The organism is Phycisphaerae bacterium, from assembly GCA_028714855.1.
GTDB lineage: Bacteria > Planctomycetota > Phycisphaerae > Sedimentisphaerales > Anaerobacaceae > CAIYOL01.
The window spans coordinates 1-26,332 of sequence record JAQTLP010000004.1 but is presented as its reverse complement, the minus strand read 5'-3'; the positions used below and the strand labels follow the sequence as shown (position 1 = coordinate 26,332).

The 26,332-nt window shown below is 46.7% G+C and carries 25 protein-coding genes and 1 tRNA gene; 3 read left to right on the top strand and 23 right to left on the bottom strand.

What is annotated here, in order from left to right; genetic code table 11:
- Position 1: 1 nt before the first annotated feature.
- The 8 genes from PHG53_04130 to PHG53_04095 form a co-directional block, all read right to left on the bottom strand.
- Positions 2–1,786 (bottom strand): V-type ATP synthase subunit A, encoded by a 1,785-nt coding sequence (locus PHG53_04130; protein ID MDD5380813.1) that lies wholly within the window; start codon positions 1,784–1,786, stop codon positions 2–4.
- Between the two features lie 15 nt (positions 1,787–1,801).
- A complete protein-coding gene (locus PHG53_04125) occupies positions 1,802–2,125 on the bottom strand; it encodes a V-type ATP synthase subunit F (protein ID MDD5380812.1) in 324 nt (107 codons plus the stop codon).
- A gap of 16 nt (positions 2,126–2,141) precedes the next feature.
- Positions 2,142–3,176, bottom strand: coding sequence for a V-type ATPase subunit (locus PHG53_04120; GenBank protein MDD5380811.1), 1,035 nt, complete (start codon positions 3,174–3,176; stop codon positions 2,142–2,144).
- A gap of 6 nt (positions 3,177–3,182) precedes the next feature.
- Positions 3,183–3,764 (bottom strand): V-type ATP synthase subunit E, encoded by a 582-nt coding sequence (locus PHG53_04115; GenBank protein MDD5380810.1) that lies wholly within the window; start codon positions 3,762–3,764, stop codon positions 3,183–3,185.
- Positions 3,765–3,791: 27 nt separating this feature from the next.
- Entirely contained in the window at positions 3,792–4,301 is a 510-nt protein-coding gene (locus PHG53_04110; protein MDD5380809.1) for a V-type ATP synthase subunit K, read from the bottom strand.
- Positions 4,302–4,335: 34 nt separating this feature from the next.
- Positions 4,336–6,321 carry a V-type ATP synthase subunit I gene (locus PHG53_04105; GenBank protein MDD5380808.1) on the bottom strand — a complete coding sequence of 662 codons (1,986 nt, stop codon included), beginning with the start codon at positions 6,319–6,321 and terminating at the stop codon, positions 4,336–4,338.
- 2 nt (positions 6,322–6,323) lie between these two features.
- Positions 6,324–6,629: a hypothetical protein gene (locus PHG53_04100; protein MDD5380807.1), complete on the bottom strand. Its 306-nt coding sequence runs from the start codon at positions 6,627–6,629 to the stop codon at positions 6,324–6,326.
- Between the two features lie 109 nt (positions 6,630–6,738).
- Positions 6,739–8,088 carry an NADP-dependent malic enzyme gene (locus tag PHG53_04095; protein ID MDD5380806.1) on the bottom strand — a complete coding sequence of 450 codons (1,350 nt, stop codon included), beginning with the start codon at positions 8,086–8,088 and terminating at the stop codon, positions 6,739–6,741.
- Positions 8,089–8,514: 426 nt separating this feature from the next.
- On the opposite strand from PHG53_04095, the gene PHG53_04090 reads away from it, so the two are divergent.
- Together PHG53_04090 and PHG53_04085 are read left to right on the top strand one after the other, a co-directional pair.
- Positions 8,515–9,063, top strand: a complete 549-nt coding sequence (locus PHG53_04090) for a hypothetical protein (protein ID MDD5380805.1) — start codon at positions 8,515–8,517, stop codon at positions 9,061–9,063.
- Positions 9,064–9,357: 294 nt separating this feature from the next.
- Complete coding sequence (locus PHG53_04085; GenBank protein ID MDD5380804.1) at positions 9,358–9,639, top strand: hypothetical protein; 282 nt, start codon at positions 9,358–9,360, stop codon at positions 9,637–9,639.
- A 21-nt stretch (positions 9,640–9,660) separates the two neighbouring features.
- Here PHG53_04085 and PHG53_04080 read toward each other — a convergent pair whose 3' ends face one another.
- The 3 genes from PHG53_04080 to PHG53_04070 form a co-directional block, all read right to left on the bottom strand.
- Positions 9,661–10,128, bottom strand: a complete 468-nt coding sequence (locus tag PHG53_04080) for a DUF5615 family PIN-like protein (GenBank protein MDD5380803.1) — start codon at positions 10,126–10,128, stop codon at positions 9,661–9,663.
- Positions 10,129–11,079: 951 nt separating this feature from the next.
- On the bottom strand, positions 11,080–11,868 hold the full coding sequence (gene ccsA, locus PHG53_04075) for a cytochrome c biogenesis protein CcsA (protein ID MDD5380802.1): 789 nt from the start codon (positions 11,866–11,868) through the stop codon (positions 11,080–11,082).
- Positions 11,858–12,595 (bottom strand): cytochrome c biogenesis protein ResB, encoded by a 738-nt coding sequence (locus PHG53_04070; protein ID MDD5380801.1) that lies wholly within the window; start codon positions 12,593–12,595, stop codon positions 11,858–11,860. The genes ccsA and PHG53_04070 overlap by 11 nt, the downstream gene beginning before the upstream one ends.
- 113 nt (positions 12,596–12,708) lie before the next feature.
- Here PHG53_04070 and PHG53_04065 point away from each other — a divergent pair, with 113 nt between their 5' ends.
- Positions 12,709–13,668, top strand: coding sequence for an FHA domain-containing protein (locus PHG53_04065; GenBank protein MDD5380800.1), 960 nt, complete (start codon positions 12,709–12,711; stop codon positions 13,666–13,668).
- A 44-nt stretch (positions 13,669–13,712) separates the two neighbouring features.
- Here PHG53_04065 and PHG53_04060 read toward each other — a convergent pair whose 3' ends face one another.
- From PHG53_04060 to PHG53_04005, 12 genes are all read right to left on the bottom strand, one after another.
- Entirely contained in the window at positions 13,713–15,152 is a 1,440-nt protein-coding gene (locus PHG53_04060; GenBank protein ID MDD5380799.1) for a YbhB/YbcL family Raf kinase inhibitor-like protein, read from the bottom strand.
- Between the two features lie 192 nt (positions 15,153–15,344).
- On the bottom strand, positions 15,345–16,673 hold the full coding sequence (locus PHG53_04055; GenBank protein ID MDD5380798.1) for an NCS2 family permease: 1,329 nt from the start codon (positions 16,671–16,673) through the stop codon (positions 15,345–15,347).
- A 110-nt stretch (positions 16,674–16,783) separates the two neighbouring features.
- Complete coding sequence (locus PHG53_04050; GenBank protein ID MDD5380797.1) at positions 16,784–18,760, bottom strand: hypothetical protein; 1,977 nt, start codon at positions 18,758–18,760, stop codon at positions 16,784–16,786.
- 13 nt (positions 18,761–18,773) lie between these two features.
- Positions 18,774–20,084 carry a hypothetical protein gene (locus PHG53_04045; protein MDD5380796.1) on the bottom strand — a complete coding sequence of 437 codons (1,311 nt, stop codon included), beginning with the start codon at positions 20,082–20,084 and terminating at the stop codon, positions 18,774–18,776.
- A gap of 22 nt (positions 20,085–20,106) precedes the next feature.
- A complete protein-coding gene (locus PHG53_04040; GenBank protein MDD5380795.1) occupies positions 20,107–20,820 on the bottom strand; it encodes a glycosyltransferase in 714 nt (237 codons plus the stop codon).
- Positions 20,821–20,945: 125 nt separating this feature from the next.
- Entirely contained in the window at positions 20,946–22,136 is a 1,191-nt protein-coding gene (locus tag PHG53_04035) for a hypothetical protein (GenBank protein ID MDD5380794.1), read from the bottom strand.
- Between the two features lie 14 nt (positions 22,137–22,150).
- On the bottom strand, positions 22,151–23,170 hold the full coding sequence (locus PHG53_04030; GenBank protein ID MDD5380793.1) for an NAD(P)-dependent oxidoreductase: 1,020 nt from the start codon (positions 23,168–23,170) through the stop codon (positions 22,151–22,153).
- Between the two features lies 1 nt (position 23,171).
- Positions 23,172–24,371: a nucleotide sugar dehydrogenase gene (locus PHG53_04025; GenBank protein MDD5380792.1), complete on the bottom strand. Its 1,200-nt coding sequence runs from the start codon at positions 24,369–24,371 to the stop codon at positions 23,172–23,174.
- An 89-nt stretch (positions 24,372–24,460) separates the two neighbouring features.
- Positions 24,461–24,543: transfer RNA gene (locus PHG53_04020), tRNA-Leu, on the bottom strand.
- A 4-nt stretch (positions 24,544–24,547) separates the two neighbouring features.
- Positions 24,548–24,772, bottom strand: coding sequence for an exodeoxyribonuclease VII small subunit (gene xseB, locus PHG53_04015; GenBank protein MDD5380791.1), 225 nt, complete (start codon positions 24,770–24,772; stop codon positions 24,548–24,550).
- A gap of 14 nt (positions 24,773–24,786) precedes the next feature.
- On the bottom strand, positions 24,787–26,082 hold the full coding sequence (gene xseA / locus PHG53_04010; GenBank protein ID MDD5380790.1) for an exodeoxyribonuclease VII large subunit: 1,296 nt from the start codon (positions 26,080–26,082) through the stop codon (positions 24,787–24,789).
- On the bottom strand, positions 26,012–26,332 hold a 321-nt coding region (locus tag PHG53_04005), incomplete at its 5' end, for a hypothetical protein (GenBank protein MDD5380789.1). The genes PHG53_04005 and xseA, both read right to left, overlap by 71 nt.

The window sequence follows — 26,332 nt, the reverse complement described above, 5'->3', positions numbered from 1 at the left end:
TTCAAACTCCTGTTTCGTTTTTGACCGCTAATTGTTTGAGCTGTTCGTCAATCGTGTCGCGAATTTCAGCGATTTTGGATATCTGGCTTTGGGGGACATACTTCGCTCTTGCGATTTGTTCCCGGACGGCCAATTTGAAAATCGGAGCGGTTTCAACTCCGGCTTCAATGGATGCAAGCGCCTGCTTGTGGAAATGCATAATAGTTTTTAACATCTCGTATTGTTTGACCACAGATGAGTAGGTATCAACATCGTGGAATGCGTTTTGATGCAGGAAATCTTCACGAATTGAGCGTGCTGTTTCAATCGCCAGTCTGTCGGCCGGCGACAGGGACTCTGCACCGACGAGACGAACTATCTCAAGCAGCTCGGACTCCTGCTCCAGCAAACCCATCGCCTCGACCGTCATTTGTTCCATTTCGAGGCCCTGGTCCTTATCCTCGAAACACTCTTTCAAGTATTGTTTGTAAAACGAATAGCTTGTCAGCCAATCAATGGCGGGGAAGTGTCTCTGGTAGGCAAGCTCTCCGACGAGCGACCAGAAGACCTTGACGACGTGAAGCGTCGCCCGGACGACCGAATCAGAGAGGTCACCGCCCGGCGGGCTTACTGCACCAATTACCGATAAAGCTCCCTCGCGCTGAGGACGGCCCTGGCATTGAACTCTGCCGGCCCTTTCATAGAACGCAGCAATCCGGGCGGACAGATAAGCAGGATAACCTTCTTCGGCTGGCATCTCTTCGAGACGCGTCGATATTTCGCGCATCGCCTCGGCCCATCTGCTGGTGCTGTCGGCCATCAGGGCCACGGTATAACCCATATCGCGGAAATACTCAGCTATGGTAATGCCGGTATAAACCGACGCTTCTCTTGCGGCCACGGGCATATTCGACGTGTTAGCAATAAGGACGGAGCGTTTCATCAATGGTTCTCCGCTTCGCGGGTCTTTCAATTCAGGGAATTCCATCAGAACATCGGTCATTTCGTTGCCGCGTTCTCCGCAGCCGACATAAACAACAATATCCGCATCGACCCATTTCGCCAACTGGTGCTGGACGACCGTTTTGCCTGAGCCGAAAGGTCCCGGCACACAAGCGGTCCCGCCCTTGGCAACGGGAAAGAAGGTATCGATAACCCTTTGGCCGGTAACAAGGATTTGGTTCGGAGCAAGACGTTTTACTACATCTCTGGCGCTTCTGACGGGGCATTTCTGCATCAGCTTCAGCTCGGTTTCGGCGCCGCCTTCGGCGACACAGACAGCGATTGTCTGCTCGACTGTGTAATCACCTTCAGTTATTTTTTGGATAGTCCCGGTTACTGCGGAAGGGGCCATAATCTTATGCACGAATTGCGAGGTTTCCTGAACCTCGCCTATGATGTCACCGGGGCCGACGACTTCGCCATTTTTTACGGTTGGTTTGAAGTGCCATTTTTTTTCTCTGTTCAAAGCCGGCAGGATAACACCTCGGCTCATGAATTCGCCTTCGGCCTTTAGGAGCAAGTCCAGCGGTCTTTGGATACCATCGTAAATGCTCTCAATCAGGCCTGGGCCTAATTCGACCGACAACGGCGCTACCGTATTGACGACGGGTTCGCCGGGACCTACACCCGTGGTTTCCTCATAGACCTGGATTGAAGCTGAATCTCCGTCCAACTCCACGATTTCACCTATAAGGGCAAGCTGTCCCACGCGAACGACATCATACATCCGCGCGCCGTTCATACCTTCGGCGACAACGACAGGCCCTGCAACTTTGACTATTCTGCCGGTTTTTTCTTCAGCCATTATGAAAACCTTTTCCTAATCGTTCTGTAAAATGTTTATCCCCGCAGCCATTTTAATCGCTTTCCCAAGGGTTCTCGTTGCGACGCCGGCCGGTTCGGTCGTGAACGGTACCACAACAATGCAGGGCGTCGGGGCACCCTGATAAGCTGCAAAGATTTCTTCGACCTTCGGCGCTATATTTTCAGCAACCACAACAAGAGCATATTTATCACTAACTATTTTGTCGGCGCTTTCACGCATTTGCTCGGCAGTCTGGCCAACAGGGTACGTATCTACCCCAAGCGCCGAGAACGGCATCACAAAATCTGCATCACCTAAAACTGCAACATTACCTTTCATAATTTCATCACTCGTATTACGAGATACGGTCTAAAATCAGTTTCGTATCCAGGAAATTCTTTTTAGCTGTTAATATCAGCCGTACATTGCGGATTTCATTTTCTTTCATCAGCAGATAGGCAATAACCGGCTGAGGGCCGGCGGTAATCTGCCGCGTGGATTCCAAAAAGCCAAGCAGATGTTCTTCACAACGCCGTTCGAGTCCCAGGAATGATTTATTCGACTTGAGATAACTAACGCCCGATTCAACAACCTCATAGTAAGATGTCGCAAAAAACAGCGTCCCCAACCCTTCGTAGCCAAGCTCGAGTCCCTGTATGAATCGCTCCGGCTCAACAAAGCCGCCTTTTAGAAAAACGTCACGCTGCAGCGATTCGGTGAATTTCAGGCGAAGAAGAGTGCGAATATTGGTCAAGTCAATCTGCATTTTGATAAGCCCTGACAGAAAAACGTTCTTCAGCGGGCGAGCTTTATTCAAATTGTATTCCGCCTGGAGCCGGTCGATTGTGTAATCAATCCGGCGTATATCTTTATTCTGGTAATAGTCCAAAGCGGCCTGCTCTGCGGCTTCAGCCATATAATCGGGAAAAAGCTGGTAGTTTTCTTCTTCAAAGGCCTGCCCGAAAATTTGAGGCGAAACGCTGCCTTCGCTGCTGTAATCAGTGCCCAGCGGTTTTTCTGTCAACATTCTCCGCAGGGCCAACCGCAGGTTTGCAAAATCGTCACGAGCCCTGAACAGCTCTACAACCGACTTATCAATCATTAACTGCCCAAACAATTCTCTAACAGCAGACCTCCTAAGAAGCAGCGTTTTCTCAACATCGGTAAAGTGTCTGCCGCCGTGCGGCGAGGCATATTCGCCGCCTGCCAACAAACCTGCAGCCTGTTCGAAACCGGCCGCGTTAGCCATATCTACGAGGACCGACCTCGGCAGCATCACCGTCTCAAGCGCACGCACCTCAGCCGTCTCAAAAGCATACTGCCAGTCTTCATCGCCTACAGGCGGGTACCGGCCGAAATCTATTTCTGTTTGTTGTTCCAAAACGTCCATTTTTTATCACTCGGCAAAAAGTTCCTCTGCCAGCTCTATCTCCATCTGCTCCCTCGCCTGCCCCAGAAGGACACCGATCGAGAGGTTGTTTTTAATCTTGCCGCGCTTAAGGATAAAGCCGCCGCCGATATTTTCTTTATGCTCTGCGAGTTTAAGGCTCGATTTTTTCTGACTATTCACTTTGTCTACCAGCGACTGGTCGATGCGTTTCTCGCTGTTATCGATTACCACTTCTTCGTCGCCGGTCTCAACGGCGCCTGCCATCAGATTGGCCATCAGCTTTTGGTATTTGTCATCGGCCAATTTCTTTAACTGCTGCTGCGCCACAGTGAAGACCTCATCGAGCAGCTTTGCCTTGTCGGCGAGATTTTCCTTTGCCAGCTCCATCCGAGCGGCGGACAACACCCGCTGTCTGGCATCTTCGCCGGCCTTTTGGGCAAGGGCATCGGTTTGTTTGCGGTATTCGTCGAGACGCTTGTCAGTTTCCGCCTTTTGCTGCGATAGTTTTGCCTCGGCGTCTTTTTTTATTTTGTCCGCCTCGGTTTTCGCGTCCGACAATATTTTTTCTATTACCTGATCACCATCCATATTTTTACCCGCCGAATAATTTGTTTATTAAGCACCAGCCGCTGCCGCCATCGCCGGCCATTTAATCGCAAACAGCAGCAGAAACAGCGTTACAAGCAGCCCGAGAATCGCGTATACCTCGACCATAACAGCGTAAACGACGCCTGCCTTGAACGCCATATCCGGTCTTTTGGCAGCCATTAAGATACCGGCCGCACAAACCTTGCCCTGATGAATAGCACTCAGCATGCCAGCCAAACCTACCGGCAGACACGAAGCAAGAATCGCCAGACCAAGCTGTGTTCCGAGTTGCGTGCTAAGCCCGCCGCCGAAGATATTCAATTTTATCATCACCATAAACGCGCCCAAAAACCCGTAAAAACCCTGCGTTCCCGGCAGGACAACCATAACGAACAGCAGTCCGTATCTTTCCGGTTTTTCAGTGAGCACGCCGGCTGCGCTTCGACCCGATATTCCTATGCCTATTGCTGAGCCGATGCCGGCCAGCGCCGCCGCCAGCCCCGCACCCAGTAACGCTAATGCCATTCCGTAATCCATCTGACAGACCTCTCTTTCTCAAAAACCTTTGTCTCTAATCTTTCAAAATCGCTTTTTCGTCACCTGCTATATAAATATGTTTATATTGTTTGTTCAGCGGCTCGAAACTTCTGCCGCCGCCGATGATAAATTTCGGGAAAAATTCCACATACTGCAACCGCAGCGTGTGAACAAACGCACCCAGCGCCGACATACCCAGGTTGAACAAATGCCCGCCCACCAATATCAGTATCATCAGTATTATCCCTATGCCGTAAGGTATATGCATCACGAGCTTGGCGATAATGTTTACCGCCATTGCCAAGCCAGCACCAGTCATACCAAGCGCCATCAGCCGCAGGTAACTGAGAACATCGCCAAGGTAAAACACGGAGCTGAAGACGTTGTAAAAACCCATTCCGAGGCGCTCGCCCCAGCCGCCCTGGCGATGGCTGAAAAGCAGGATTGCAACTGCGGGCACAATCGCTATCCAGCCGAATATCCCGCCGATATGGCTGTCAATCAGGCTGAATTTGCCGGCCCCGAATAATACCAGCGAGTTGAGCATCACCAGCCACGTCAGCCGGTCGCATGCCGCGGCTACAAAATCCCTGCGTTTCAAATCATGCACCATCGCTATCACTATACCGAAGTTTATCTGGAAGTAGCCAAACCCGATGGAAAGCACTAAAAAGGGAACGGGGTTCGACAACGGGTCGAAAAGCATTAATTTTTCTCTTAAAGGTTTTAGGGCCGGTATGAACTGCGGAATCGCGTCCCCGAACCATCCGCCCGTCATCGCCCCGAATATCATCGTGGAAATACCACAAATGCCCAGCATCCAAAGCAGTTTTTTGTCGCCCTGCATTTTCACTATAATCCAACCCACAATTGCCACCATTAAAAGCCCATATCCGGTGTCGGCCAGGCACATCGCGAAAAACACAATAAAAAACGGCGCCAAAAAGACGGTCGGGTCGATATTGAAATGCTGCGGCATCCCATACAGCCGGGTTATCGCCTCGAAGGGCCTTATGACATTGGTATTTTCTATCTCGACTGGTATTTGCTCATCTTCGGCCGGGGCAATTTTATGTAAGCTCGATGCCGAGAAACGGCCGACGATTTTTTCGAGCAGGGAGAAGTCTTTCCGCCTGACCCAACCCTCCAAAATAATCGTTTGTTTAGTCGCCGGGGCCGACTTTTCGGTCTGTTCCCTGTTCAGCAGGTTCGAATAGTAGTCATAAAGAATCTCAAGCTTCAAAAGATGTTTAGTAAGCGATTCGGCTTGTATCCGGTGACCAGCAAGGGCCTCTTCGGCCTTTTTGAGCCTGCCTGTGGTTTCACTCATTGCCTCGGCTACGGTCCCTGTTACGCCATTGAGTTCGGCCTGGTCGAATTCAGCCGAGCGCAACAACTTGCCTGTCTGCTCTTCTGCGTCTTTGAGCGCAACAACCACACAGATTTTCTTAGTCCCCGCCCGGCCAACGGATTGAATTATCGCACCGGCTTGTACCAAATCCTGTTTAAGCTGCTCGAAACGCTGGACGGGAACAAAACCCAGCCAGCATCTGGTCCGTTTGAGCTGACCGAGTTCCCCGATTATGACGTCCAGTCCCTCCCATGGTCTAAGCTCCGCCAGATGCGAGTTAAGATTATCAATTTCTGATTTAAGCTTCTCAATCGCCGATTTAGTCCGGCTGCATTGTTCGGCAACTTGCAGAATCGCCTCATCGGTCGTTACCTGCTCGTAAGTGCGTTTGTCCACGACCGTCCTGGGTGCTAATATCGCAGACAGCCCTCTCGCCGGTTTGCTGTATGGCTTCAAAAAATCGACGCCTCTGGCAAGCTGACCAAGTGTTTCTTCTATATCTCTTGGTTTTTCCCCGCCCCGCTCGAGGTCTTTCATCTCTTTGCTGATAGCGGCGGCATCGGCATTGAGTATCTGGCAAATCCCCGCCTGCTGAAGTGCTTCCAGCAGCCGGCCCGCTTCGCCGCGGTGGCTTACAATCATAAATTTGGCCATTTGAACTATAGCCATCGCTACTTCTCGAGATATTCCATTACCGATTTGACCGCGGCGTCCATTCGCGTTTTTGCTTTGGCCCGCAACTGTTTCCGCTGCTGCTGTCCTTTGACTTTAAGCTCCGCAGCTTCGGCCTGACCTTGTTTTTGTCCGGCGGCGACGGCGGATTCTATCGCCTTTTTCCTGTCTCGCTCGGCCTGTTCAAGAGCCTGCTGCCCGGCTTGTTTGGCCTTTTGAGCTGACTCGACCGCGCCTGCTTTAGCACGCTCTATTATCCGCTGCGATTCTGCTTCAGCTTCTTTTATCTTCCTTATCAGTTCCATTTAAGCCCCTGCAATTCAAACGCAGTTTCAACAATAAGCGGCTCATAATACGAAATTGCCGGCTAAAATTCAACAAACATCGAGTATCAAAATTTTGGTGGGAAAAGAGCTAAAATTCTTTATCCGGCTTTGCTATGAATCCTTCTTTCATCAGCAGTCGGGTTTGCTCTCTTGCTGTCTTTATGATTGCTTCAGCTTGTTTATACAATTCTGTCCGCGGTAAAACTATTTGAGCTATTCCCTGCTCAATTGCCTTCGCTGCGACGGCAGCGGCCTCGCGAGGAAACACTTCCCATTCATCCATAGAGGGAATTATATAATCTTCACTTAGTCCTTTATCCTCAGCGGTTTTTGCCAATTCTCTTGCCGCCTCGATGCACATTTCATCGGTTATTGTTTTGGCCCTTACGTCAAGAGCTCCCCTGAAGATTCCCGGAAAACCGAGCGAGTTATTCACCTGATTCGGAAAATCGCTGCGGCCGGTCGCGACTATCCTTGCGCCGGCCTCTTTTGCCTCCCAGGGCCAAATCTCAGGTACCGGATTGGCGCACGTAAAGACAACTGAATCCTTTGCCATTTTTGATATCCATTTTTTTTGAATGGTTTTAGGGCCGGGCTTTGAAAGCGAAATCAGCACGTCCGCCCCTTTCAACGCTTCGGCGATTGGGCCTTCGAAGCCGGACTCGTTGGTAATCCGGCAGATATTTGCTTTCTCCTTCAGAGAAGGGTCATCCATTATGTCTGTCCGGCTTTTGCAAAGCGGGCCTTTGCTGTCATACATAATGCATTTTTTCGCATCGGCGCCGAACTGAAAAATAAGGTCTGCAATCCTTATATTCGCTGCGCCAGCGCCCATAAAAACGATTTTTACATCCTTGATATTCTTGCCGACTACCTTCAAAGCATTGATAAGACCGGCGAGTGTAACCGTCGCTGTCCCCTGCTGGTCGTCGTGCCATACCGGTATCGGGCTTTCTTTCCTCAATCTGTCTAGTATGTAAAAACATTTGGGCTGCGCTATGTCTTCGAGATTAATCCCTCCGAAGGAAGGATGCAGTGCCAAGACAATCTCTATAAATTTATCAGGGTCTTTCGTATCAAGGCATATCGGAAACGCATCGACGCCGCCGAGATACTTGTAAATCAGGGCTTTTCCTTCCATAACAGGAAGAGCCGCCGCAGGCCCTATATCTCCGAGGCCCAGCACGCGCGTGCCGTCACTGACAACGGCGACGGTGTTCCATTTATTAGTTAGCTCGTAAACTTTTTCAGGATTGCTGACAATATCCCTGCATGGAGATGCGACACCAGGCGTGTACCATATATCGAAATCATGCATGTCTCTCATGCGGCACTTGGCCGTTACAGCTATTTTGCCCCTGTAATATGAATGAAGCTCCGAAGCTATTTCCTGAGGTTTTGCTGCTTTGGCTAAGAGGTCTTTTTCGTCGTATTTCATAATCCCAAATTCTCCTGCCCGCCACGACTCGCCCGCGGCGAGGCGGGTTAGATAATTCGACTATTATATGCAGTTCCCGCCCCCCTGCCAGTAAAAAGTAGGGTGCGGACCTATCCACTTAATCCTAAAGCCCACCGGTTTATCCGGTGGGTCTATTAACTTTACGCTGAATCTTGTTTAGCAGTCGCCGCCACGGCGACTGTCCTGCCCCGACAAACCTATTTTTCAATTTATCGGCCTTTGGCTTCTTAAGCAGTCTTTGTTTCCAGACGATATAACCATTGCGGGAAATCCACATTTTAATAAGTTATGTGACGAATTTTACTTTTATTTTTAGTCAACGTAGATTTGTAGGTTTTTATTTTGAATAGACATCTGATTAAGTGGCCAAAAAGGAAAATGTGTTCCTATTAAAAGGATAATTAAATGATGCCACTAATAATAATTGCGACCATAATTCTTTCGTATATTCTCGCATTCAAAATAGCCTACGATATAAAAGAGAATAAAACGGGCAACTTAATAAGACAGCAACAAGCACCATCAAAATGTCCTAAGTGTGGATACGAAAAATGGGTTTTTGTAACTGATTTTGGGCACTACACAAGACGTATCTGTGAAAGCTGTCATGCCAAAGAACTCAAAGTATTTTGGGAGAGACAAAGAGATATCCAGCGAAATCCTTTTGAACCACGCTACATCCCATTAGAGAATGGTGGTTACGCAATTGTAGAAAACAGAGATTACGATCAAATTAACCAATATAGTTGGTACAAAGATAAGAATGGCTATGCTATTACGAAAGATTGCTGGAGCGAAAGGGTTTCAATGCACCGGTTAGTCAAAGGATTAAAATATGTTAAAGGGTACCATGTTCACCACAAGAATAATAACCCACTGGACAATCGGCGGAAAAATCTAATGAGAACTAGTGCTGAATGGCATCGTCAACTCCATAACCAAATCTTCTGGTAGTCGTATTTATATTGAAGAACCCATCAGAGGAAAACATGAATAAAAAACAGAAAATAATTATGTGGGTCGGGATAAGTATTTTTGTCCTAATGGGTTTATTTCCCCCTAATTCTTCTTCTCGTTTTGGAGACGTTTCTTATGATTTTTTGCTATCTACGGACCCACCAGATCTTGCCTTAGCTCATTTGACAATCCAGTGGATTATTGTATTTGTCCTGACAGCCGGTGCTATATATTCAATCAAAGGATCAAAAAATGTCAGTTCGGAGAAAGATACTTGATAAGGAGGTAAACATGACCAAGAAAGTAGAACCCTTGCCGTTAAGGCAATCTGATGACGGTACATGGGAAGTAAAGAATGACAGAGGCATTTGGATTAAGTGTGAGAACGAAGAAGATGCTAAGATTCTCTCAAATGCCCCGATAGTACTGCAAGAGGGATCTGAAGTTTTTTATCCCAATGAAAAAGCGGCTGCTATGCTTGACAGAACGGCTGAAAAGATGGAGCAATACAATATGAGATCAGGGAGTCGTTATTTTCGAGCGATGGCTGAACGTGCTCGAGGCAATAGATAAGGAAATGTAACCAACTTCGGTCTATTTGATTGCACGAGTTATAAGTTTCCCATTGTCCGTTAGACGAAACTCCTCTTCTTTTATTTTTCCTTCCCAAGCATGAAACTTTAGGACAAATCCGGACTCGGTGACTCGAGCTTTCATGCTTTCCCACCAATCAAGTGGATAGTGCTTTGCGAATAGCGTGTAAAATCTCGCAAGACCGTCAATGGCTTTTGTTGCCTGATCAGGTGGAATATCCACAAAAATAACACCAGGTCCCTTTTGCAGTAGATGTTTACGGTCGTCCCAGAAATCTCTATCCATAGTCAGAAGGATTTTGTGTAGCTTTTTGGCCTGCTGGAGTATGTTTTCGTCTGGCTGAGTTGCATTACCAATTTCCGTTGCAGCCTCAACAGGTAGCCCCACTGCTCTCAATTCTTCAATTATACAGCGAGGTATACAGGCATCAGCATATAGTTTCAATTTATTATGTGGGCCAATCGGCATTCGAGGAGCCTGCCCCCAATCAAATTCGTGCCATTCGTGCTCTGATGAGTCCTTTACATTACTCAAGTGAATCTCGGCTCAGCCACCTATTTTACCTTTTATTTTTAGATTTTGAATTGCCCCCTAATTCTACCCAAACCGCGTTCATTTTACAATGGCGTAAGCCATCCCCAAGCGGGTCCAAAAATTTCCCGTGTATCCTGCCTTTTCCTAACTTACTCTTTAAGCCTGCGTTCTCTGCGCTCTCCGCGGTAAAACAATTGTGTTTGTTCGTGTCCATTCGTGGTTAATTTTTTCTTGCGTTTTTTGTGCCTTTTCGCGGCTAATTTCTTGACTTTTGCCCAAAATTTGGTATAATACCCGCCAGTTTGCCAGAAGGTGAACGCATATCGCCCCGGTGGGCAAGGTTTCAGGTCCAGTTTATCTCGCCATTCGTTTGGCGGATAGGCCCAATTCAAATATCGTAGCGTAGCGAAGACCTCGCCGTCTTTTGGCGGGATCGCTCCGCAAATTAACTAAAAACTCAAAACTAAAAACTTAAAACTAAGCGGAGCTTAAAAATGCCTTCCGGCTAAGGTTAATTGAATTATGAAATTTCGTTTATTTTATTTGGATTATCCGTTTAAAAAATGTCGGATTTATCTCCGATTTTCGTCTGTCTTGACCGGAGATTTCAATCATTTTGAACATAAAATATGCCAAACAAAGCCAATTTCCAAAACGCCAAAAATGAATATAACTAATTCTATGACAACCAGTTACAGCAAAAATTCGGAGCTTTCGATGTTGCAAAAACAAAGCCAAACAAAGCCAATTTTACCAGCCTATATGGTGGGTAAAATTGCCTTGAGCGTAGTCGAAAGGCCTATTAAAAACACTTACCGCCTCAGGCATATTCAAAAGGCAGGGAAAGTTTTAACTATGGCTGATTTGCACTATAGCACAATAATATCAGGTTGCGTATGTGTGCAGACCAAGGAAGATTTTAGAGAGATTCACCCAAAGCAAAGTTATAACAATGACCGCCATACCGGCAATTGCCCAAATGCTGTTCCAGCGGGAATGTGTCTTGCGAAACATATAGCGGAAATGGAAATATCCAACGTAAACCAGCCAGGACGCCAAAGACCAGAGTTCTTTCGGGTCCCAGTTCCAGTAATCGCCCCAGGCGAGTTTGCCCCAGACGCTTCCGAGGATTAGGCCGAGCGTCAATAATGGAAAGCCGGCGCAAATCATACGATAGGTCGCATCTTCAGAGGATAGAAGGTGTTCGTCCCCCTGCTGACCGCGAAGCTGACAAACGGCCTGGCAGGCAGCTTTGGCCATAAAAATATATGAGAGCATATAGACGGCGACATGCGGCACAAAAAGCCAGCTTTGCAGGGCCGGCGGTAACTGCTGCGGCTCGGCGCTAAAGACAAAGCCGGCAGGAAAAAGAACCATCGCCCCTATGAGCATATCGGCTGAGAACCCGCCTACGCGCAGGATACGCCGGCAAAATAATGAGACCGGATAAATCATCATACCCAAACTCAGGAACACCTCGAAAAGGTTTTGAAAAGGTATATGGCCTGCGTGATACCATCGATACCCGAAAGCCAAAACTGCGGCCACAAAACCAAATACGTATAAGACGTGGCCGACTTTCGGGTGACGCAGCAGCACAGCCAGAAACGCAAGCAGGTACGCAGCGATAGCAGCGTAAATCAGCAGGCCTTGAATTGTGTATTTAATTTCCATTTACTTGCTTTGTAAAAATGTGTCTTAACCAGAAATGCCAGAAGACGCCGATGCCGAGCGACAGATAGCCGGCGTAAACAAGGTTTAAACCCGTATCGGAAATAACAGAAAGAACAGTATATTTGTGCGCCTCGGGGTCAAAAGAGTTCTGGTGAAAATGGTACCCGCCAAAGTGGAGCGGGTGATTTACCTCGATGCTTTTTTCCGCGATAACGCTTCCATCTTTGACGACCTGGATGTCACTTATGTAATCCCGGACGGATTCGGGCTTATAATATTCAATCCGGAAGTCATTAAGTTTTATATGGAAGGGCAATTCCTTAATACGGCCGCTGTCTTCCAGCCAGATGCGCTTTTCAGCATTTCCTTTAAAAATTATCATTCGACCTGCCTGGATTTTATCAGTCCCAAAAAGCTGATTTTGGATTTTAAGGCTGGCACCTGAGCCCCAGAGCGCGCCGGCGAGAACGAGAATGCAGCCGCCGTGCATCAGAAATAGGCCGGGAAGGCGAATCGGCCTGCAAAAAGCCGCAAAAGCCGTTACCAAAAGAGCCATTAAAGCTAACCAATAGACGGATAACGCCGGTGAGTTAAAAAAGGGTTTTGCCCGGCATGGACCGAGAAACGCGCCGTAAATAGACAGGAAAATCAATAATGCCACCATTGCCGGCACAACCCGCATCACGGCACGTCTTAACTTTTTCTTAGAGGTTGCCTCTATACCCATCAGAGCAATCCGGTAATTGCAATTGTTTTACTTGACAAATTACGTCAAATTGTGCATAATATACAGAGTGTACGAGTTTTATAATCCAAACATAGGGAGGACACTCGGTGCTTTTGGTTGTAAAACAAAACGGTCGAACTGTCAACGAATTTCGGTTCGCCAAGGGACCTATTTATATAGGCAGGCAGGAATCCAGCCAGGTTTTCCTGCACGACGCGGCGGTCTCAAGACAGCACGCGGTAATCTTCAGCACCCAGGATGGAAAATGGATGGTCGAAGACCTCGACTCGGCAAATAAGACATATCTGAACGACCTGGCAATTCACAAGGTTGAGATTAAAACCGGCGATTGTCTTCGCATAACCGACCACATTATCGAAATCAATCTCAAAGATGGTGAAGAAGCTGAAAAACAAATTCATTTGGATGATACACTCGCCGCAACCGCAACACCTCCTGCACCAGCCGCTGCACCTGCGCCTGCCGCATCCGAACCTGCCGCTGCACCTGCTGCATCCGCACCACCCGGAACACCCGGCGTATCAGTCGGCGTACCACAAGTTATAGAAAGAAAATTAGATACGACGGATGCTCCGCCTATAAGACTACCGCCCCAAAGAGGAATGGATTTGCTGCGGTCCATTGAGGCAATCAACAAAGCAGGCAACGCAGATGAGCTGCTGCTGACCTTACTGGATCTCATATCAAAACAGCTCGGGACATATCATAGCTGGTGTGCACTGAGAAGTGAGCCTGCAGGCCCGATGACACATCACGCCGGCAGAACCAGGGATGGTAAAACGCTGGAGCTGAGCAATATAAAACTCAATGAAAAAATCAACGAGGCAATTGAGAAAAGCCACTTTCTGCTTTTTATCTTCTCGAAAGATATGACCAAGGATGAAAAAGGCCAGATTCGCTCCGTGGTGATAGCGCCTATAGTAGGCCCGGCGGGCTGTTTTGGCGTGTTATATGCCAATAACACTTTCCGCGACGACCACTACAGCCTCCCCGATTTGGACTATCTTATGATGCTTGGAATGCACATAGCCTCTGCGGCGCAAAAGCTCTAAATTCCCTAATCACGCCGCCGAATTACAACCAACAAGCCGGACGTTTATTTCCTTTTGTATTTGCCGATTAGCTGTCCCTGCCCGAGGATGTGTCCTTCCATCGCCTTGAGCAATTCGCCTTTGTTAGCACCGGCGGGCAAATCGAGCTTCGTATCGAGCGCGTAAATCTTAAAGAAATACCTGTGTGTTCCGCTCGGCGGACAGGGGCTGCCATAGCCAACCCTGCGTGAGTCATTAACGCCCTGCCTGGCGCCGTTCGGCAAAGTCTTATCCAGGGGAATGTTTTCTTCAAGCTTACCGGCATCGGCCGGCAGGTTAAACAAAACCCAGTGCACCCACGTTCCCACAACTGCGTCCGGGTCGTCTGATATAAGAGCGATACTCTTGGTGTCTTCGGGCACCGCGCCCCATTCCAAAGGCGGCGAAATACTCTGGCCGTCGCAGGTGTACTTCGGCGGAATCATCCCACCCTCGGCAAAAGCAGAACTTGTAATTTTTATTTCCATAACATTGCCTCCTTTTTTATCCTGCTGCATTTGTTCAGTAGCCTGAATTGTCGGATTCGCATCGAGCAATTCACAGACACACCACAGCAAGGGCGCCTGCCCATGCAGGTCTCCAGACGATTTTGGCCTGTTAAGATAGTATTCGATATTGTCCCCCTGGCCCGTGCCGGCACATATATCGCCGAGGTTTGCCTGCCCGTCAAGGTGCGAGCAAAGTGCGTCCCAGCCCTTTTGCGCTGCGAGACGATATTCGTCGCCTTTGAGCCAGTCGTTTTTAACTCCCGTAATCATCGCATAGGTGAACATCGCGGTACACGAACCTTCATCCCACGCGGGCTTGTAGTCAATCAACTGGCGCCACATCCCATTTTTAGACTGATATTTCAGAAGGGTCGCCATCATTTTGAGATAACCATCCATAATCCGGCCTCTTTTGGGGTGGTCCTGCGGCAAAGATTTGAGAACCTCGGTCAGGGCTGAAGCCACCCAGCCATTCCCGCGTCCCCAATAGAAAGGATGTTCGGGGCCGTGGTAAAACAGGCCGGACGGCTGTTGCAGCTTTTTGAGATATGCGGCGATTTGCAATGCCGCCCTGTCTGCATACTTGATTTCGCCTGTCGCCCTGTATGCCTGCATCTGCAGCATACCGACCATATACATATCATCAATCCACCAGCGGGTCTGGCTCGTTAAGCCATCTTCCTGCGGCCCCTGCCACTGTCTGTCCGCAAAAGATAAACCCATCTCAAGAAATTTTTTATCATGCGTTCGCATATACATTTCCAGCGGCAGAATTCCTATAACTGCCTGGTCGACGTGCGGCTTTGTCGAAATAAGCCCGTTTGTGTCGAACACGCTGCCATAGCGTTTGTCCAGTTCGGCAAGTAGTTCTTTATCACCGGTCAGGGCCGCAAAACGATATGCACTATAGCCGGTACAGGCCTCGGCGTAATGGAGACCTTCCTTTCCATAAAGCATAAAATCTTTGCGGCTAAGCAGATTTTTTACCAAGCGCTCTCCTATTTCCGCCGGCGTCTGATTTTTCTGGTAAGTAATAAAGATTTCGCCTGCACAAGCAGAACAAATAAATGAGTTAGCAATAGTTAGTAAGATTAAAAAATAAGGCGAATATTTTCTTAAACACATAACCATATAAAAATTTTCCCTTTCTTATCCTGCAGTGTTTATTAACCGGCTGATTAGCTCACCGAGCCTGTCCTGTGTTAAAAAGCCTATAGAAAGTAATGCAATCATCCACATAGTGGGTTTGACCTCGCGGATTTTACCGCAGACAGTCTTTATGACTACAAATGATATAAAGCCGAACGCCAATCCCGCGCTGATGCTGTAGCTAAGGGCTATCATTACCATAATGATAAAGGCCGGAAACGCCTCTTCGATATTCGCGAAGTTAATTCTTTTTACCTCTTTCATCATAAATAACCCGACCATAATAAGCGCCGGTGCAGTCGCATACTGGGGGACTATTCGGACAACAGGTATAAATAACAAAGCCAACAGAAACAGCAGCCCCGTAACAATCGACGTCAAACCGGTTCGCCCGCCCTGCTCGATACCTGCTGCCGACTCGGCGTAAGAAGTGGTAGTTGAGGTTCCGAACAATGCCCCGACCATAGTCGCTGCCGCATCGATACTCAAAAGCCTGTCCAGCCCTTTGATTTTATTATCTTTATCGACCATGCCGGCCTGGCCGCAGCAGGCAACAAGTGTGCCGATACTGTCGAACATATCTACAAACATCAACGTGAATATGCTGCCGAAAAAGCTCCATTTAAGAGCGCCGATAATATCAAGTTTCAGCGCAATAGGGCTGATATCTATATCAAGGGAGATAAACCGCTCCGGAATCTCAATCTTCCCGAAGACAGCCGCTAAAACCGTGGCGACCAAAATACCAACAAGCAGCGACCCTTTTATTTTCTTCGCCTCCAGATAAATCATCACAAGCAACCCGGCAAATCCTATTAAGACCGTCGAGGTTATTGGCCCTGCCGAAACAATAGTAATCGGATTGGAAACAACAATACCCAAATCTGCCAGCCCCATAAATGTAATAAAAAGTCCAATCCCGACTGCGATAGCCGAAATAAGCGATGCCGGTATCGCCTCGACAATCTTTTTTCTCAATCCCAGCAAAGTCAAAACCATAAAAAACAAACCCGACAAAAACACAACCCCCAAAGCCGTTTGCCAATCCATCTTGCCCGAAATAACAAGATATGCAAAGATTGCGTTTAGCCCCATACCCGGCGCCATAGCTATCGGAGCATTGGCAAAAATACCCGTTATTATCGTGGCAATCGCTGATACGATGCAGGTCACCGCGATAAGAGCATCCTTGTCCATTCCTGTGGGGCCGAGAATATTCGGCTGCGAGAATATAATGTAGGCCATCGTAAGAAATGTTGTCAGCCCGGCTACAATCTCAACCCTTACGCTGGTTTGTTTTTCTTTGAGATGAAAAAGAGAATCGACCATATCATTACCTCTCTGAACAGTATTTTCCTTTAATGTTGTTTAATTAAATGCAGACATCGATTTAATATCATAGGTCAAGCCAAGCTTTAGGCAAGCAACTTGATATTAATTCATAGTGGAACTTCGAAAAATTCCACCCGTATATTTTTGCCGTAAAAATACGGACTGTCGGCAATTATGGTTATCGAGTCCAGATCATATCTGTCATCCATTTTCCCCTGCCAGACGTTAAATAATTCTCCTGAGTCGCCAACAAACTGTGACAGGAATATACCGTTTCCCGCCGGCGAAAAAATAAATTTGTATTCAGACGTACCTCTATTACCGGTCATTCTAATTTTAACACCCGGAACTTTATAAAACAGCTCTGCTATTTTCCCGATTAAATTATAATCCATATCGATATTCGCGAATAAATATCCGTCCCTGATTCTTGGCACCGGTATCGGCCTGCCTATTTCCGTATCGAGAACCGATATTATTTTTGAGGCAGGCGGAGTATCAATATCCGCTTTCCGCAGGACGATATACTGGTTGTCTATAAATACAGGTTTATATTTTCTCAAAATAGTTCTGAAAGTCGCCGGCGAATCGAACAGCGGGTATCTTTTGTCCATGAAAAACGAGAAGGTGTACAGCAATATTTCCGGCGCATCTGCGCTTTCGAAATATTTGGAATTAAGCATATCGAGTTTGTCTGTGTATGCGCTGTAACACTGAAAAACAGGCCGGGGTGTCCACTTCATACCGTAGGCAAAGGCCATTGAAATTTCCCACGGCATTATATCTACAGTCTTGTTATCTACATACCTAAGAGTTTCGTTATTCAACGAATAGGTCGCTTTTACTCTTTGCTTGATACCTTCCAGGAGCCGGGCTTTGCTGGTCGCGTCCATGGTCGCTAAAGTTGCCGCCGATCTGACTATTTTAAATTTTCCCCCCAAATCCGGGATTATCAGCTTCTGGTTACCTTTGAAAATTAAGCCGATGAAAACTAATATCAGGGCCAGGGACAAACAACGCTGCAGCAGGGTAAATTGTTTTTTGTTTGCTATCCATATAATGCAGAATACCAGAAGCGTATTAGCAAAAAAAACATTTATGTGTGCATCATGACGGATAAAACCGTGCTTAAAGCTAACAAACAAAAAACCAATGTTGATAAGGATAAAAGATATCAAACCGGGTTTATTCTTTAATATTGAGCTCACCATCAGAAAGATTAACAGCCCTACTGCAAAAAAACCGACAAAAACATCCCTCCATGGGCCTTCATAATACATGGCTGAATTGTATCCCGAGGATATTTCTGCGCTGTTAAGCACGTATGCCGGAAAGCTGGAAATTTTTTGTCCCGCCGCGAAAAGTAATGCCAGGAGAGAAACTATATAACTCAATAACATACAGCACAAAAGAAGTATCTGTTTTTTGTAAATGTAGAAAATGACCATAAATATCAATACGCCGGCGCTTATCAGCATCGCGGTGAATTTAACAAGGCTCGCCACCGCCATCAGAAAAGACACAAATACACACAGCATTAACAAACGTTTCGTGGGGGATTGGCTAACGATTGAAAAATACAATAGTACCGTCAGGGCGAACAGCAATTTATATTCCACGCACGTTACCGGTAATGCGAACATTAATGTTATGCCCATCAGCACATAATCCCATAAACCGGCAGAAAGCTTTTTCATTACGACAACTATTGTCTGTATGAGCAGGAAATGCACAAATAAGTTGAAAATAACCGAGATGAGCCACGCACCGGATTCGCAGAAAACAGGATCATACATAAACCCCAAAGGACCAAAGGTAAACACAATATCCTTGCCGAACTGGAGTCCGGAAACTCTTGCCATGTTTAATCCGACCCTCCAGGAGTTATCGAGCCCCATTTTAGGCCATAACAGCAAATCCGGAATGGTCAGAAACCCTATTGTCCAGAATATTATTGTAATTACAAGGTTTCTGCGAAGCTTTTGGTAATCTATAGGGGGCGGTTTACCGACAGGGGACAAACTATTCTTTCCTATCCACTTTCTTTGTGCTCTGCTTCGCTTTGATAATTTATCTTTAGACATTTGTTTAATTTATTCAACGGTCTGAAAATTTTATACCCATGTCAGACAGTGCTTTAATTCTCGGCCTAATGACTTTAGGTTCAGGATATAATATTTTGAGAGACCAATCGTCAGCAATTTGGGGATAGGTCAGACAGAAAGCCGCCCTGTTGATACGCCTCGCTCGTATCCCCATTTCCTGCACTCCTGTAAAACAGGTGCTGATATATAATAGGATAAACATAGCTGTAATTGTGACTGTGAATAATAATTTTCTCAAACGCTTTTTCTTGTTCCTTGCAGGATTCAGCTTTATCGAGTGCCAGAGCAGAACTGCAGTAGATAACGGCAGGAAAAAGGAAATAGTAGTATATCTGCTGGCGAAAGCCTGTTCCCATCCGTTGACTGTCCTTCCCACTCCTGTTATACAGGCAGCTATAATTGCGTATAACGCCAGCGCCAGCCAGGGCGCCAACTCGCGCAGTTTCTGTCTGTCAAATCGCCAAATATTGATAATTGCCAATGAGATTAAAGCCAGGATAATCAGTGCTACTATAGGGGCGAAATAATACTTCAAGCCAAGAGAGGCGCCTAAATATGTTAATACAAATCTGGCGTAAAGGTAGGGATGTTTTAGGAAAAAGAACAGGAATGAGTGAGAACGACATTTTGCAAAATTATAATAGTAGAGCAGGATGGTCGCGATACAGGCCAGCAGCAGTATTACAATATGCTTTCGTTTCCATTCTTTCCGCAGCAGCATAACAACAAGCACGGCAGGCCATGTCACCAGCCCAGTATTGAAAGAGTAACTGGATAATACTGCACCCGATACTGCGACTGCAAGGCCGATGCCTCTGCCCTTCCATTTATTTGCAGCCCATATTGCGACAACAGAGCCAAGGACGGAAAGAAAAATCTGCATCTGCCAACCCCACGACCAGTTTTCATACTGGAACATGGAAAATACCATCAAAGAAAAAAATATCTTCATCCAAAAAGAAGTTATGTCCGAGGTGCTGCGAAGTATGGATAGGAGAAACAGGAAGATAAAAGTCGCTATTACCATGTTCGCGCACAGTTCGAGAAAAATATTCCAGTTTGAAAAGTGAGCAAGAACCAGCATCAAAATTTTGGGAAATATTATCCGGTGTTCGTTGTGCTGTCTCCAGAGGTCAGACAGAGTAAGGGTGTGATTATGCATTTTTTCGAGCAAGGGAACAAGTTCCCATTGGTCATAATAAGGTATTGTTAGGCCGAACTTGCGTATGTAATGAAAAACGAGCACGGCTGGCAGGATCATAGCCATAACGATAAGCGGCTTTCTTCCAAGTGCTGGTAGCATACAAATTTAATCCCAACTTAATTCAGCAAGGCCGAAACATCTTGCGCAAAGTTTTTTTTAACGCATAAAAGTACCACCTTAGGTACTTCGGCAGCCATTTGAATATTCTGAACCTGGAGCTACCGGCCTGCCGGTCAGTCCATGTGCAGGGTAGTTCTGTAATTTTGTATCCTGAAAAATAGGCCTTGACGACTATTTCCATCCCGATTTCAAAACCGTTTTCGCTTTGGATTTCAATATTGTCCAGCATAGTTTTTCTATAAAGCTTAAAACTGTTCGTGACATCGTGAGTGGGTATCCCTGCAAGATACTTAAGAGATACTCCCGCTGCGCGGGAAATCTGTTTTTTGATAAACGGGCCGCCAATCTGTTTTCCGCCTTTCATATATCTGGAACCGCAGACAACATCATAACCCTGTGACATCAGCTGGCACATCTGGTCTACCACGGCGTAATCGTCGGAAAGGTCGGCCATTGTAACAAGCAAACAGTCTCCGTGAGAATTTCGCAGCCCTGTTCTGATTGCATGTGCAACACCGGGTGTGGGATTTTTCAATAGTTCCACAGGCAGGCCCTTCTGCTGCATCTTTTTGACAACCGGCAGGGTATTGTCCTCGTCGAAGTCGTAAACAATATAAATCTTATGAGGCGTATGAACTTTCTGCTCGATGGCAAGAAATGTAGCTTCTATATTTGTCTGTTCGTTGTAAACAGGAATTATTATCCCCAGTTCCAATTTCGAAACCTCCTAATTCAATCTGCTATTTTATCCACGGAATTCGTCAAGTGCCTGGCCTAATGTGGGCCGTCCACGACCGGTGGGTTCTTCCTTAATTCTTTTTCATTACACCTTTACTTTAATCAGGGCGAGGAACAGCTCTTACTAATCCGGCTCTTTTCAACAGCTTTAACTTTAATCTGATTGAAGATGCTCACCGTTGAGATAAGAAGCATGCAAAGAGCAGGAACAAAGTTTCGCGACTCGGTATTCCATCCAAAGCACAGATTCGTCAGGTAAAAAGATACAGCCAAGTATATACTAGTATAGAACAGAGAACGAGAAAGATACTTTCTATAGAAAATCAAAATTGGAATCCACATGAAGATAAACAATATCGGATGCAGGTATCCTGCCAGCCCCACTGAACGCCCAAAATTCCTCAGAATCATAAGTTGCTCCACCCCATTGATAGTCTTAATGTTATAACGGAAACCAAAGGGAATTCTGCACGCCAAGAATAACAATAAACACCAACCAACCAGCAAGCCCAGCTTCAAAATCACTTTTTTTCGCACGGAATGCAGCAATTCCATATTCAACAAATAGTAACACGGCACCGCCAGAATAACTGTTTCCTTTACGAACATTCCCATAGTTACGAGAAAAAAGACCTCCCGAATTTTTCTTTTTTGACAGTACATCAGCGCCAGAATAAAAATGGAATGAAACATAGGGTCCAGCAGATTGCCATAGTAATAACGAATTGAAAGCGGATAGAAAATCGCATATAGAAGAACGACTATGAGCGAATCCTTATGTGGGTTGTACATCCTGCTTAACTTGTAAAGCGAAAGACATACCGCAAACGTAAAAAACAAACGGTATATGTAGTACGCAAAAAGAAAATCTCCGCTGAACAAAACCATCCACCAGAGGATACCCTGTGGCAGAAAACGATATTGATGAGGTACACACTCCTGCCCTGCAAGTATATTGACGTACTGATTTACCTGCCACTGTAATCTTTTGGTGTCTACCGTGTAATAATGCAAATCAGTTAAAAAAAAGGACAAAAGCAAAAAACTGGCGTAAAGAATGAATTTCATCGGCATTGGCATAGAATCCAGTTTGGCAATCAGGAAAATTATGCCGAGCAAAAACAGCAATACCAGAGCTTTTCCTGTGAATTTTAACACAGGTGATTCCAAAAACAACTTGAGACTTGGCGCCGGAGCAAACGAGAACAGGACAGGCAGCACTCCCATAAAAATAAGTAATATGCAACCTGCTATAATTACGACACTCGGAGTTAGTAATTGTTGTTTAGACATTTAATAGTCCGATTTTAAAAGCCTCCTAATTCAATCTGCTGTTTTATCCAGGGAATAATCTCGTCGAGTGCCTCGTCCAAAGTGGTTTTGCATTCGATATTAAGAATTCTCTCGGATTTTTCCGTGGAAGGAACGCGTTTCTGCACGTCATATTCGAATGGGTTGTCGCATACGTACCTGAAGGGCTTATCGCCGTTTACTTTTTTCCAAATTGTCTCCGCCAGCTCCATCACGGTGGTAGAGACGGGCGTGGAAATATTAAAATCGTCGTTAACCGCCTTTTCACTTTCGATGCAGATACGCATACCGCTTGCCAGGTCGCCCGCATAGGTATAATGGCGAATCTGGTTACCCTTGCCGAGAATATGAAGAGGGTCCTGGCCCTTTAATACCTTCTGTACCAGGTCGGGGACAACATGGCTCATCGCAAGCTTAATATTGCCGGAAAATATCTCCCGTTCCATCATCGCTTTTTTCTCTCCCGTGCCTATCGCGTTGAAAGGCCTTATTATGGTGTAAGGCAGTTTGTATTGCTCGAAGGCGCCCTTGGCGAAATACTCGCAGGCCAATTTCTGGAAACCATACGTTGACAATGGAGGCGGGCATTTCAGCTGTTCTCCTTCGGGAGTGGGAAAGATTTCCGTGCTCTCGAAAACCATCGAAGAGGACACTATGTTTACTTTCTTTAGCTTTTTGGTTTTGAAGGCCCATATCGCCGCATCGAAGGTGGAGGCCATTATTCTTTCGTTCTCGGCAAGAAGGTCGTATGCGAGTTCGTGGAACAGCGTTATTCCGCCGATGATTGCTGCCAGCCCGACAATCTGGTCGCAGTCCGCTGCCAAACGTTTCATCAGCTCGACGTCTTTAGCGTCGCCCCGCACGAAGGTATAGTGGGGATGTTTGTCGTAACTTTTCACGACTTCGCCGTACTTCGAGTAATTATCAATTCCGACAATCTCGTGCCCGCGTTCGAGCAGCTCCTCTACAAGGTATCCTCCAATGAAACCCGCTGAGCCTGTAACAAGAATTTTCATTTTAAAATATTCCTCCAAGACCGAAAAAGTTCCACATATCGACAACCGTCTTCGATGAGAAATCGAGTTTGAGTTTTTTGTATTCCGAATGCGTCGCCCCGATAATAATAATGTCCGATTTTTTTATCAGCGTCTCCACCGGCACAAGTGTGGCATCTTTTACGTGCGAGTCTGAACAAAGAACCTGTGCGGCTTCGATAGTCAGGACTTTTTTCAATTTGTACGAGAGTGACTCCCGGCTGTCGTCGCTGTCACCCTTGAAGGCCATCCCCAGTATGCCGACAACCTTTGTTTTGAGATTGTGCTTTTCTTTCAGTTTCTGAACAATGAAATTCGGCAGCCCTTCGTTTATCAGCATCGCCGCGTGGCCGAGGAAAAAGCTGTTGTTCGCGAACGCCGCAAGCTGCATAGTGTCCTTAAACAGGCACGGCCCTGCCGCAAAACCCGCCTTGGCGAACCCCTTCGTGCGCGGATAATTGTTGGTTACAGCGTCGAATATTTTATAAAAATCCAGGTTGTTCTGGACCGCAATCTGGTAGAACTGGTTGGAAATCGCAAATTGCAGGTATCTCCATACATTCGTGTAAAGTTTCGCCAGCTCGGCTTCGATGGGTTTGAGCGGTATTGTCTGGGTCGTCAGATTCAGGAACAGTTCGCTTGCTTCGCGGATTGAGTCGTCGTCGAAAGCGGCGATTATTTGCGGAAGGCTTCTAACCTCCTCTATTGCCTTGCCCTCGGCTATCCTCTCCGGGCAGAAAGAAACACGCGTCTTCTTGCCGTTTTGCCGCAGCAGCTCTGTTATCTTTTCTGTTGTCCCCGGATAAACGGTGCTTCTTATAATTATGTGCTGCTGGTCGTTCAGCAGGAAGATTATCTCGTCAAAAAACTTTTTAAAAAGGGTAAATTGCGGGTTGAGATGCTCGTCTATAGGCGTGCCGATTGTCAGTATAACGAAATGGCTTTGAGATATTACATTCCTGTCAGAGCTGATAAACAGGGTTTTATTGATTGTTTCCTGCAGCGGCTTTTCCGCACCGACCTCTGAAAAAGGCATCTTGCCTTTCGATACCGTATCGATTGAATCTTTGTTTATATCGTAAAGTATTACTTTTTTCCCCACCTTGGCAAACGATATCCCCAAAGGCAGGCCAATATGCCCCAGCCCGCCGACCACGCATACGTCATAAGAAAATTTTCCCATAACTATTTTCCTGCAAAGATTAACTCTGTCTTATATTAGATTACAATATTTCGGTCAATATTGCCATAAGTCTTTGCTGCTCCTGCAACTGCGAGCGATAGGAGTCGAACCTACACGTCCATAGGACACAAGGACCTAAACCTTGCGCGTCTGCCAGTTCCGCCACGCTCGCGATCCTATTCTGAATTCTCTTCTTTGCTTATCTTCTCAATCCGCTTCTCAGCTTTTTCAAGTATGCCCTTGCAGTGCTTAATCAGGGCCATCCCCTTTTCATATTGTTCGAGACTATCCTGAAGCGGTATTTTGCCCTGCTCTATTTTGCCGACAATATCGGTCAGCTCCTTGATTGCCTCTTCGAAGCTCATTTTCCCGACATCATTTTTCTTCTCGTCTTTTGCCATAATCAGACCCCGATTTATTTGTTTCTATTTTGCTTGTTTGTCACTTTACTTTCAATCAAATTCTCGCCGGCAAGCTCGGTAATTATGCAGTCTTCAATCTGTATATCCGCCAAATTCTTCACCAAAAGGCCAGTCCTTTTATTGGTTGTAATGCTGTATCCTCGCTGTAAAACCGATTTGGGATTTAAACCTGTCAACCGGCTCTTCTGCGTTTCAAATTGCATCCCGCATTTATTCATAATCGCCTTCACCGATGCACCTGCCCGGTTTTTCCAGTCATTCAGCTCAACTGTTTTTCTGCCCAAAAGCCGGTGCGGCTCAATCTTAATAACCTGCTCATAAAAGCTGTGTAATTTGTCCTTCCCCTCCGCCATTAATTCTTTTAGCACACCTGCCAACCCCGTGAATGCATCATCCAATAGCTGTCCCCTGTCCTGCACGCACAAAATTATGTTTCTGTTCAAACTTTCTTTTTTATTTTCTAAATCCTCCAGCACCTGCCGCATATCGGGAACCGCCACAACGCCCGCTTTTGTCGGCGTCGAGGCCCTTCTGTCGGCGACCAAATCCGCGATTGTGGTGTCAACCTCGTGACCGACCGCGCTTATAACAGGTATTTTCGAATCGAAAATCGCCCTCGCCAGAACCTCCTCATTGAACGCCCACAAATCCTCCATCGACCCGCCGCCCCTGCCGACAATCAGAATATCGAGTTTAAGTTTTTTATTGCGTCTGTTTACATCTCTGATGGCCGCCGCTATCTCCGCCGCCGCCCCTTCACCCTGTACCTGCACAGGGTATAAAAACAATTTCACGCAGGGCCAGCGGTTCCAGATACTGTCTTTAATGTCCTCTATCGCCGCGCCTGACTCGCTGGTCAATATCCCAATCCTTTCCGGGTAAGGCGGAATCGGTTTTTTGTGTTCCTCTTCGAAAAGCCCCTCCGCCGCAAGCTTCCTCACCATCTGCTCGAAAGCCAACTGCAGCGCCCCCACCCCTGCCGGCTCTATCCTTTCGACATAAAACTGGAATTTCCCTTGCGGCTCATAGACATCTATAAACCCCGTGCCGAAAACCGCCATACCGTTCTCAGGCCTGAATTTTAACTTGCTGAAACTGCTCTTCCACATTACGCACGGCAGCACCGCTTCTTCGTCTTTCAGCAAAAAGTAGCAATGCCCGCTGTGGTGCAGCTTCCAGTCCGTTATCTCGCCTGTGATTGTCAGCCTTCCGGGCAGATTATTTTCCAGAATCCCCTTGATTAGCGTATTTATCTGGCTGACCGTATATATCTTCGTCCCGTTTTTCATCTGCCCCCATTATAAGCCCAAAACCCCCGCTCTTCAATTTATCTATCCGAATATCAAAACTGGTGGGTGTCATTGCGAGGCCGAAGGCCGCGGCAATCTCAAAAATATTTAGCCCCCAGTTTCCAACTTTTTGCGCCAAGTGATATAAGTCCTTGCGCCCTAAGAAATTCGCCTTCATAATACTCCTGAATAGAATTCCTTTGAAAGGAGATGTTATGGAAGGCGAATTATGGAAGCGATTGTACGGGCT

Excerpts from the sequence above, each read along its gene's own strand:
- PHG53_04030 (MDD5380793.1), bottom strand. The coding sequence starts at position 23,170 with ATGAAAATTCTTGTTACAGGCTCAGCGGGTTTCATTGGAGGATACCTT.
- PHG53_04035 (MDD5380794.1), bottom strand. The coding sequence starts at position 22,136 with ATGTCTAAACAACAATTACTAACTCCGAGTGTCGTAATTATAGCAGGT.
- PHG53_04060 (MDD5380799.1), bottom strand. The coding sequence starts at position 15,152 with ATGCTTTATGGAAAGGAAGGTCTCCATTACGCCGAGGCCTGTACCGGC.
- PHG53_04050 (MDD5380797.1), bottom strand. The coding sequence starts at position 18,760 with ATGTCTAAAGATAAATTATCAAAGCGAAGCAGAGCACAAAGAAAGTGG.
- xseB (MDD5380791.1), bottom strand. The coding sequence starts at position 24,772 with ATGGCAAAAGACGAGAAGAAAAATGATGTCGGGAAAATGAGCTTCGAA.
- PHG53_04100 (MDD5380807.1), bottom strand. The coding sequence starts at position 6,629 with ATGGAACTGATAAGGAAGATAAAAGAAGCTGAAGCAGAATCGCAGCGG.
- PHG53_04080 (MDD5380803.1), bottom strand. The coding sequence starts at position 10,128 with ATGCCGATTGGCCCACATAATAAATTGAAACTATATGCTGATGCCTGT.
- PHG53_04105 (MDD5380808.1), bottom strand. The coding sequence starts at position 6,321 with ATGGCTATAGTTCAAATGGCCAAATTTATGATTGTAAGCCACCGCGGC.
- PHG53_04095 (MDD5380806.1), bottom strand. The coding sequence starts at position 8,088 with ATGAAATACGACGAAAAAGACCTCTTAGCCAAAGCAGCAAAACCTCAG.
- PHG53_04125 (MDD5380812.1), bottom strand. The coding sequence starts at position 2,125 with ATGAAAGGTAATGTTGCAGTTTTAGGTGATGCAGATTTTGTGATGCCG.
- PHG53_04090 (MDD5380805.1), top strand. The coding sequence starts at position 8,515 with ATGATGCCACTAATAATAATTGCGACCATAATTCTTTCGTATATTCTC.
- xseA (MDD5380790.1), bottom strand. The coding sequence starts at position 26,082 with ATGAAAAACGGGACGAAGATATATACGGTCAGCCAGATAAATACGCTA.
- PHG53_04070 (MDD5380801.1), bottom strand. The coding sequence starts at position 12,595 with ATGGGTATAGAGGCAACCTCTAAGAAAAAGTTAAGACGTGCCGTGATG.
- PHG53_04025 (MDD5380792.1), bottom strand. The coding sequence starts at position 24,371 with ATGGGAAAATTTTCTTATGACGTATGCGTGGTCGGCGGGCTGGGGCAT.
- PHG53_04115 (MDD5380810.1), bottom strand. The coding sequence starts at position 3,764 with ATGGATGGTGATCAGGTAATAGAAAAAATATTGTCGGACGCGAAAACC.
- PHG53_04120 (MDD5380811.1), bottom strand. The coding sequence starts at position 3,176 with ATGGACGTTTTGGAACAACAAACAGAAATAGATTTCGGCCGGTACCCG.
- PHG53_04110 (MDD5380809.1), bottom strand. The coding sequence starts at position 4,301 with ATGGATTACGGAATGGCATTAGCGTTACTGGGTGCGGGGCTGGCGGCG.
- PHG53_04055 (MDD5380798.1), bottom strand. The coding sequence starts at position 16,673 with ATGGTCGATTCTCTTTTTCATCTCAAAGAAAAACAAACCAGCGTAAGG.
- PHG53_04085 (MDD5380804.1), top strand. The coding sequence starts at position 9,358 with ATGACCAAGAAAGTAGAACCCTTGCCGTTAAGGCAATCTGATGACGGT.
- ccsA (MDD5380802.1), bottom strand. The coding sequence starts at position 11,868 with ATGGAAATTAAATACACAATTCAAGGCCTGCTGATTTACGCTGCTATC.
- PHG53_04130 (MDD5380813.1), bottom strand. The coding sequence starts at position 1,786 with ATGGCTGAAGAAAAAACCGGCAGAATAGTCAAAGTTGCAGGGCCTGTC.
- PHG53_04045 (MDD5380796.1), bottom strand. The coding sequence starts at position 20,084 with ATGCTACCAGCACTTGGAAGAAAGCCGCTTATCGTTATGGCTATGATC.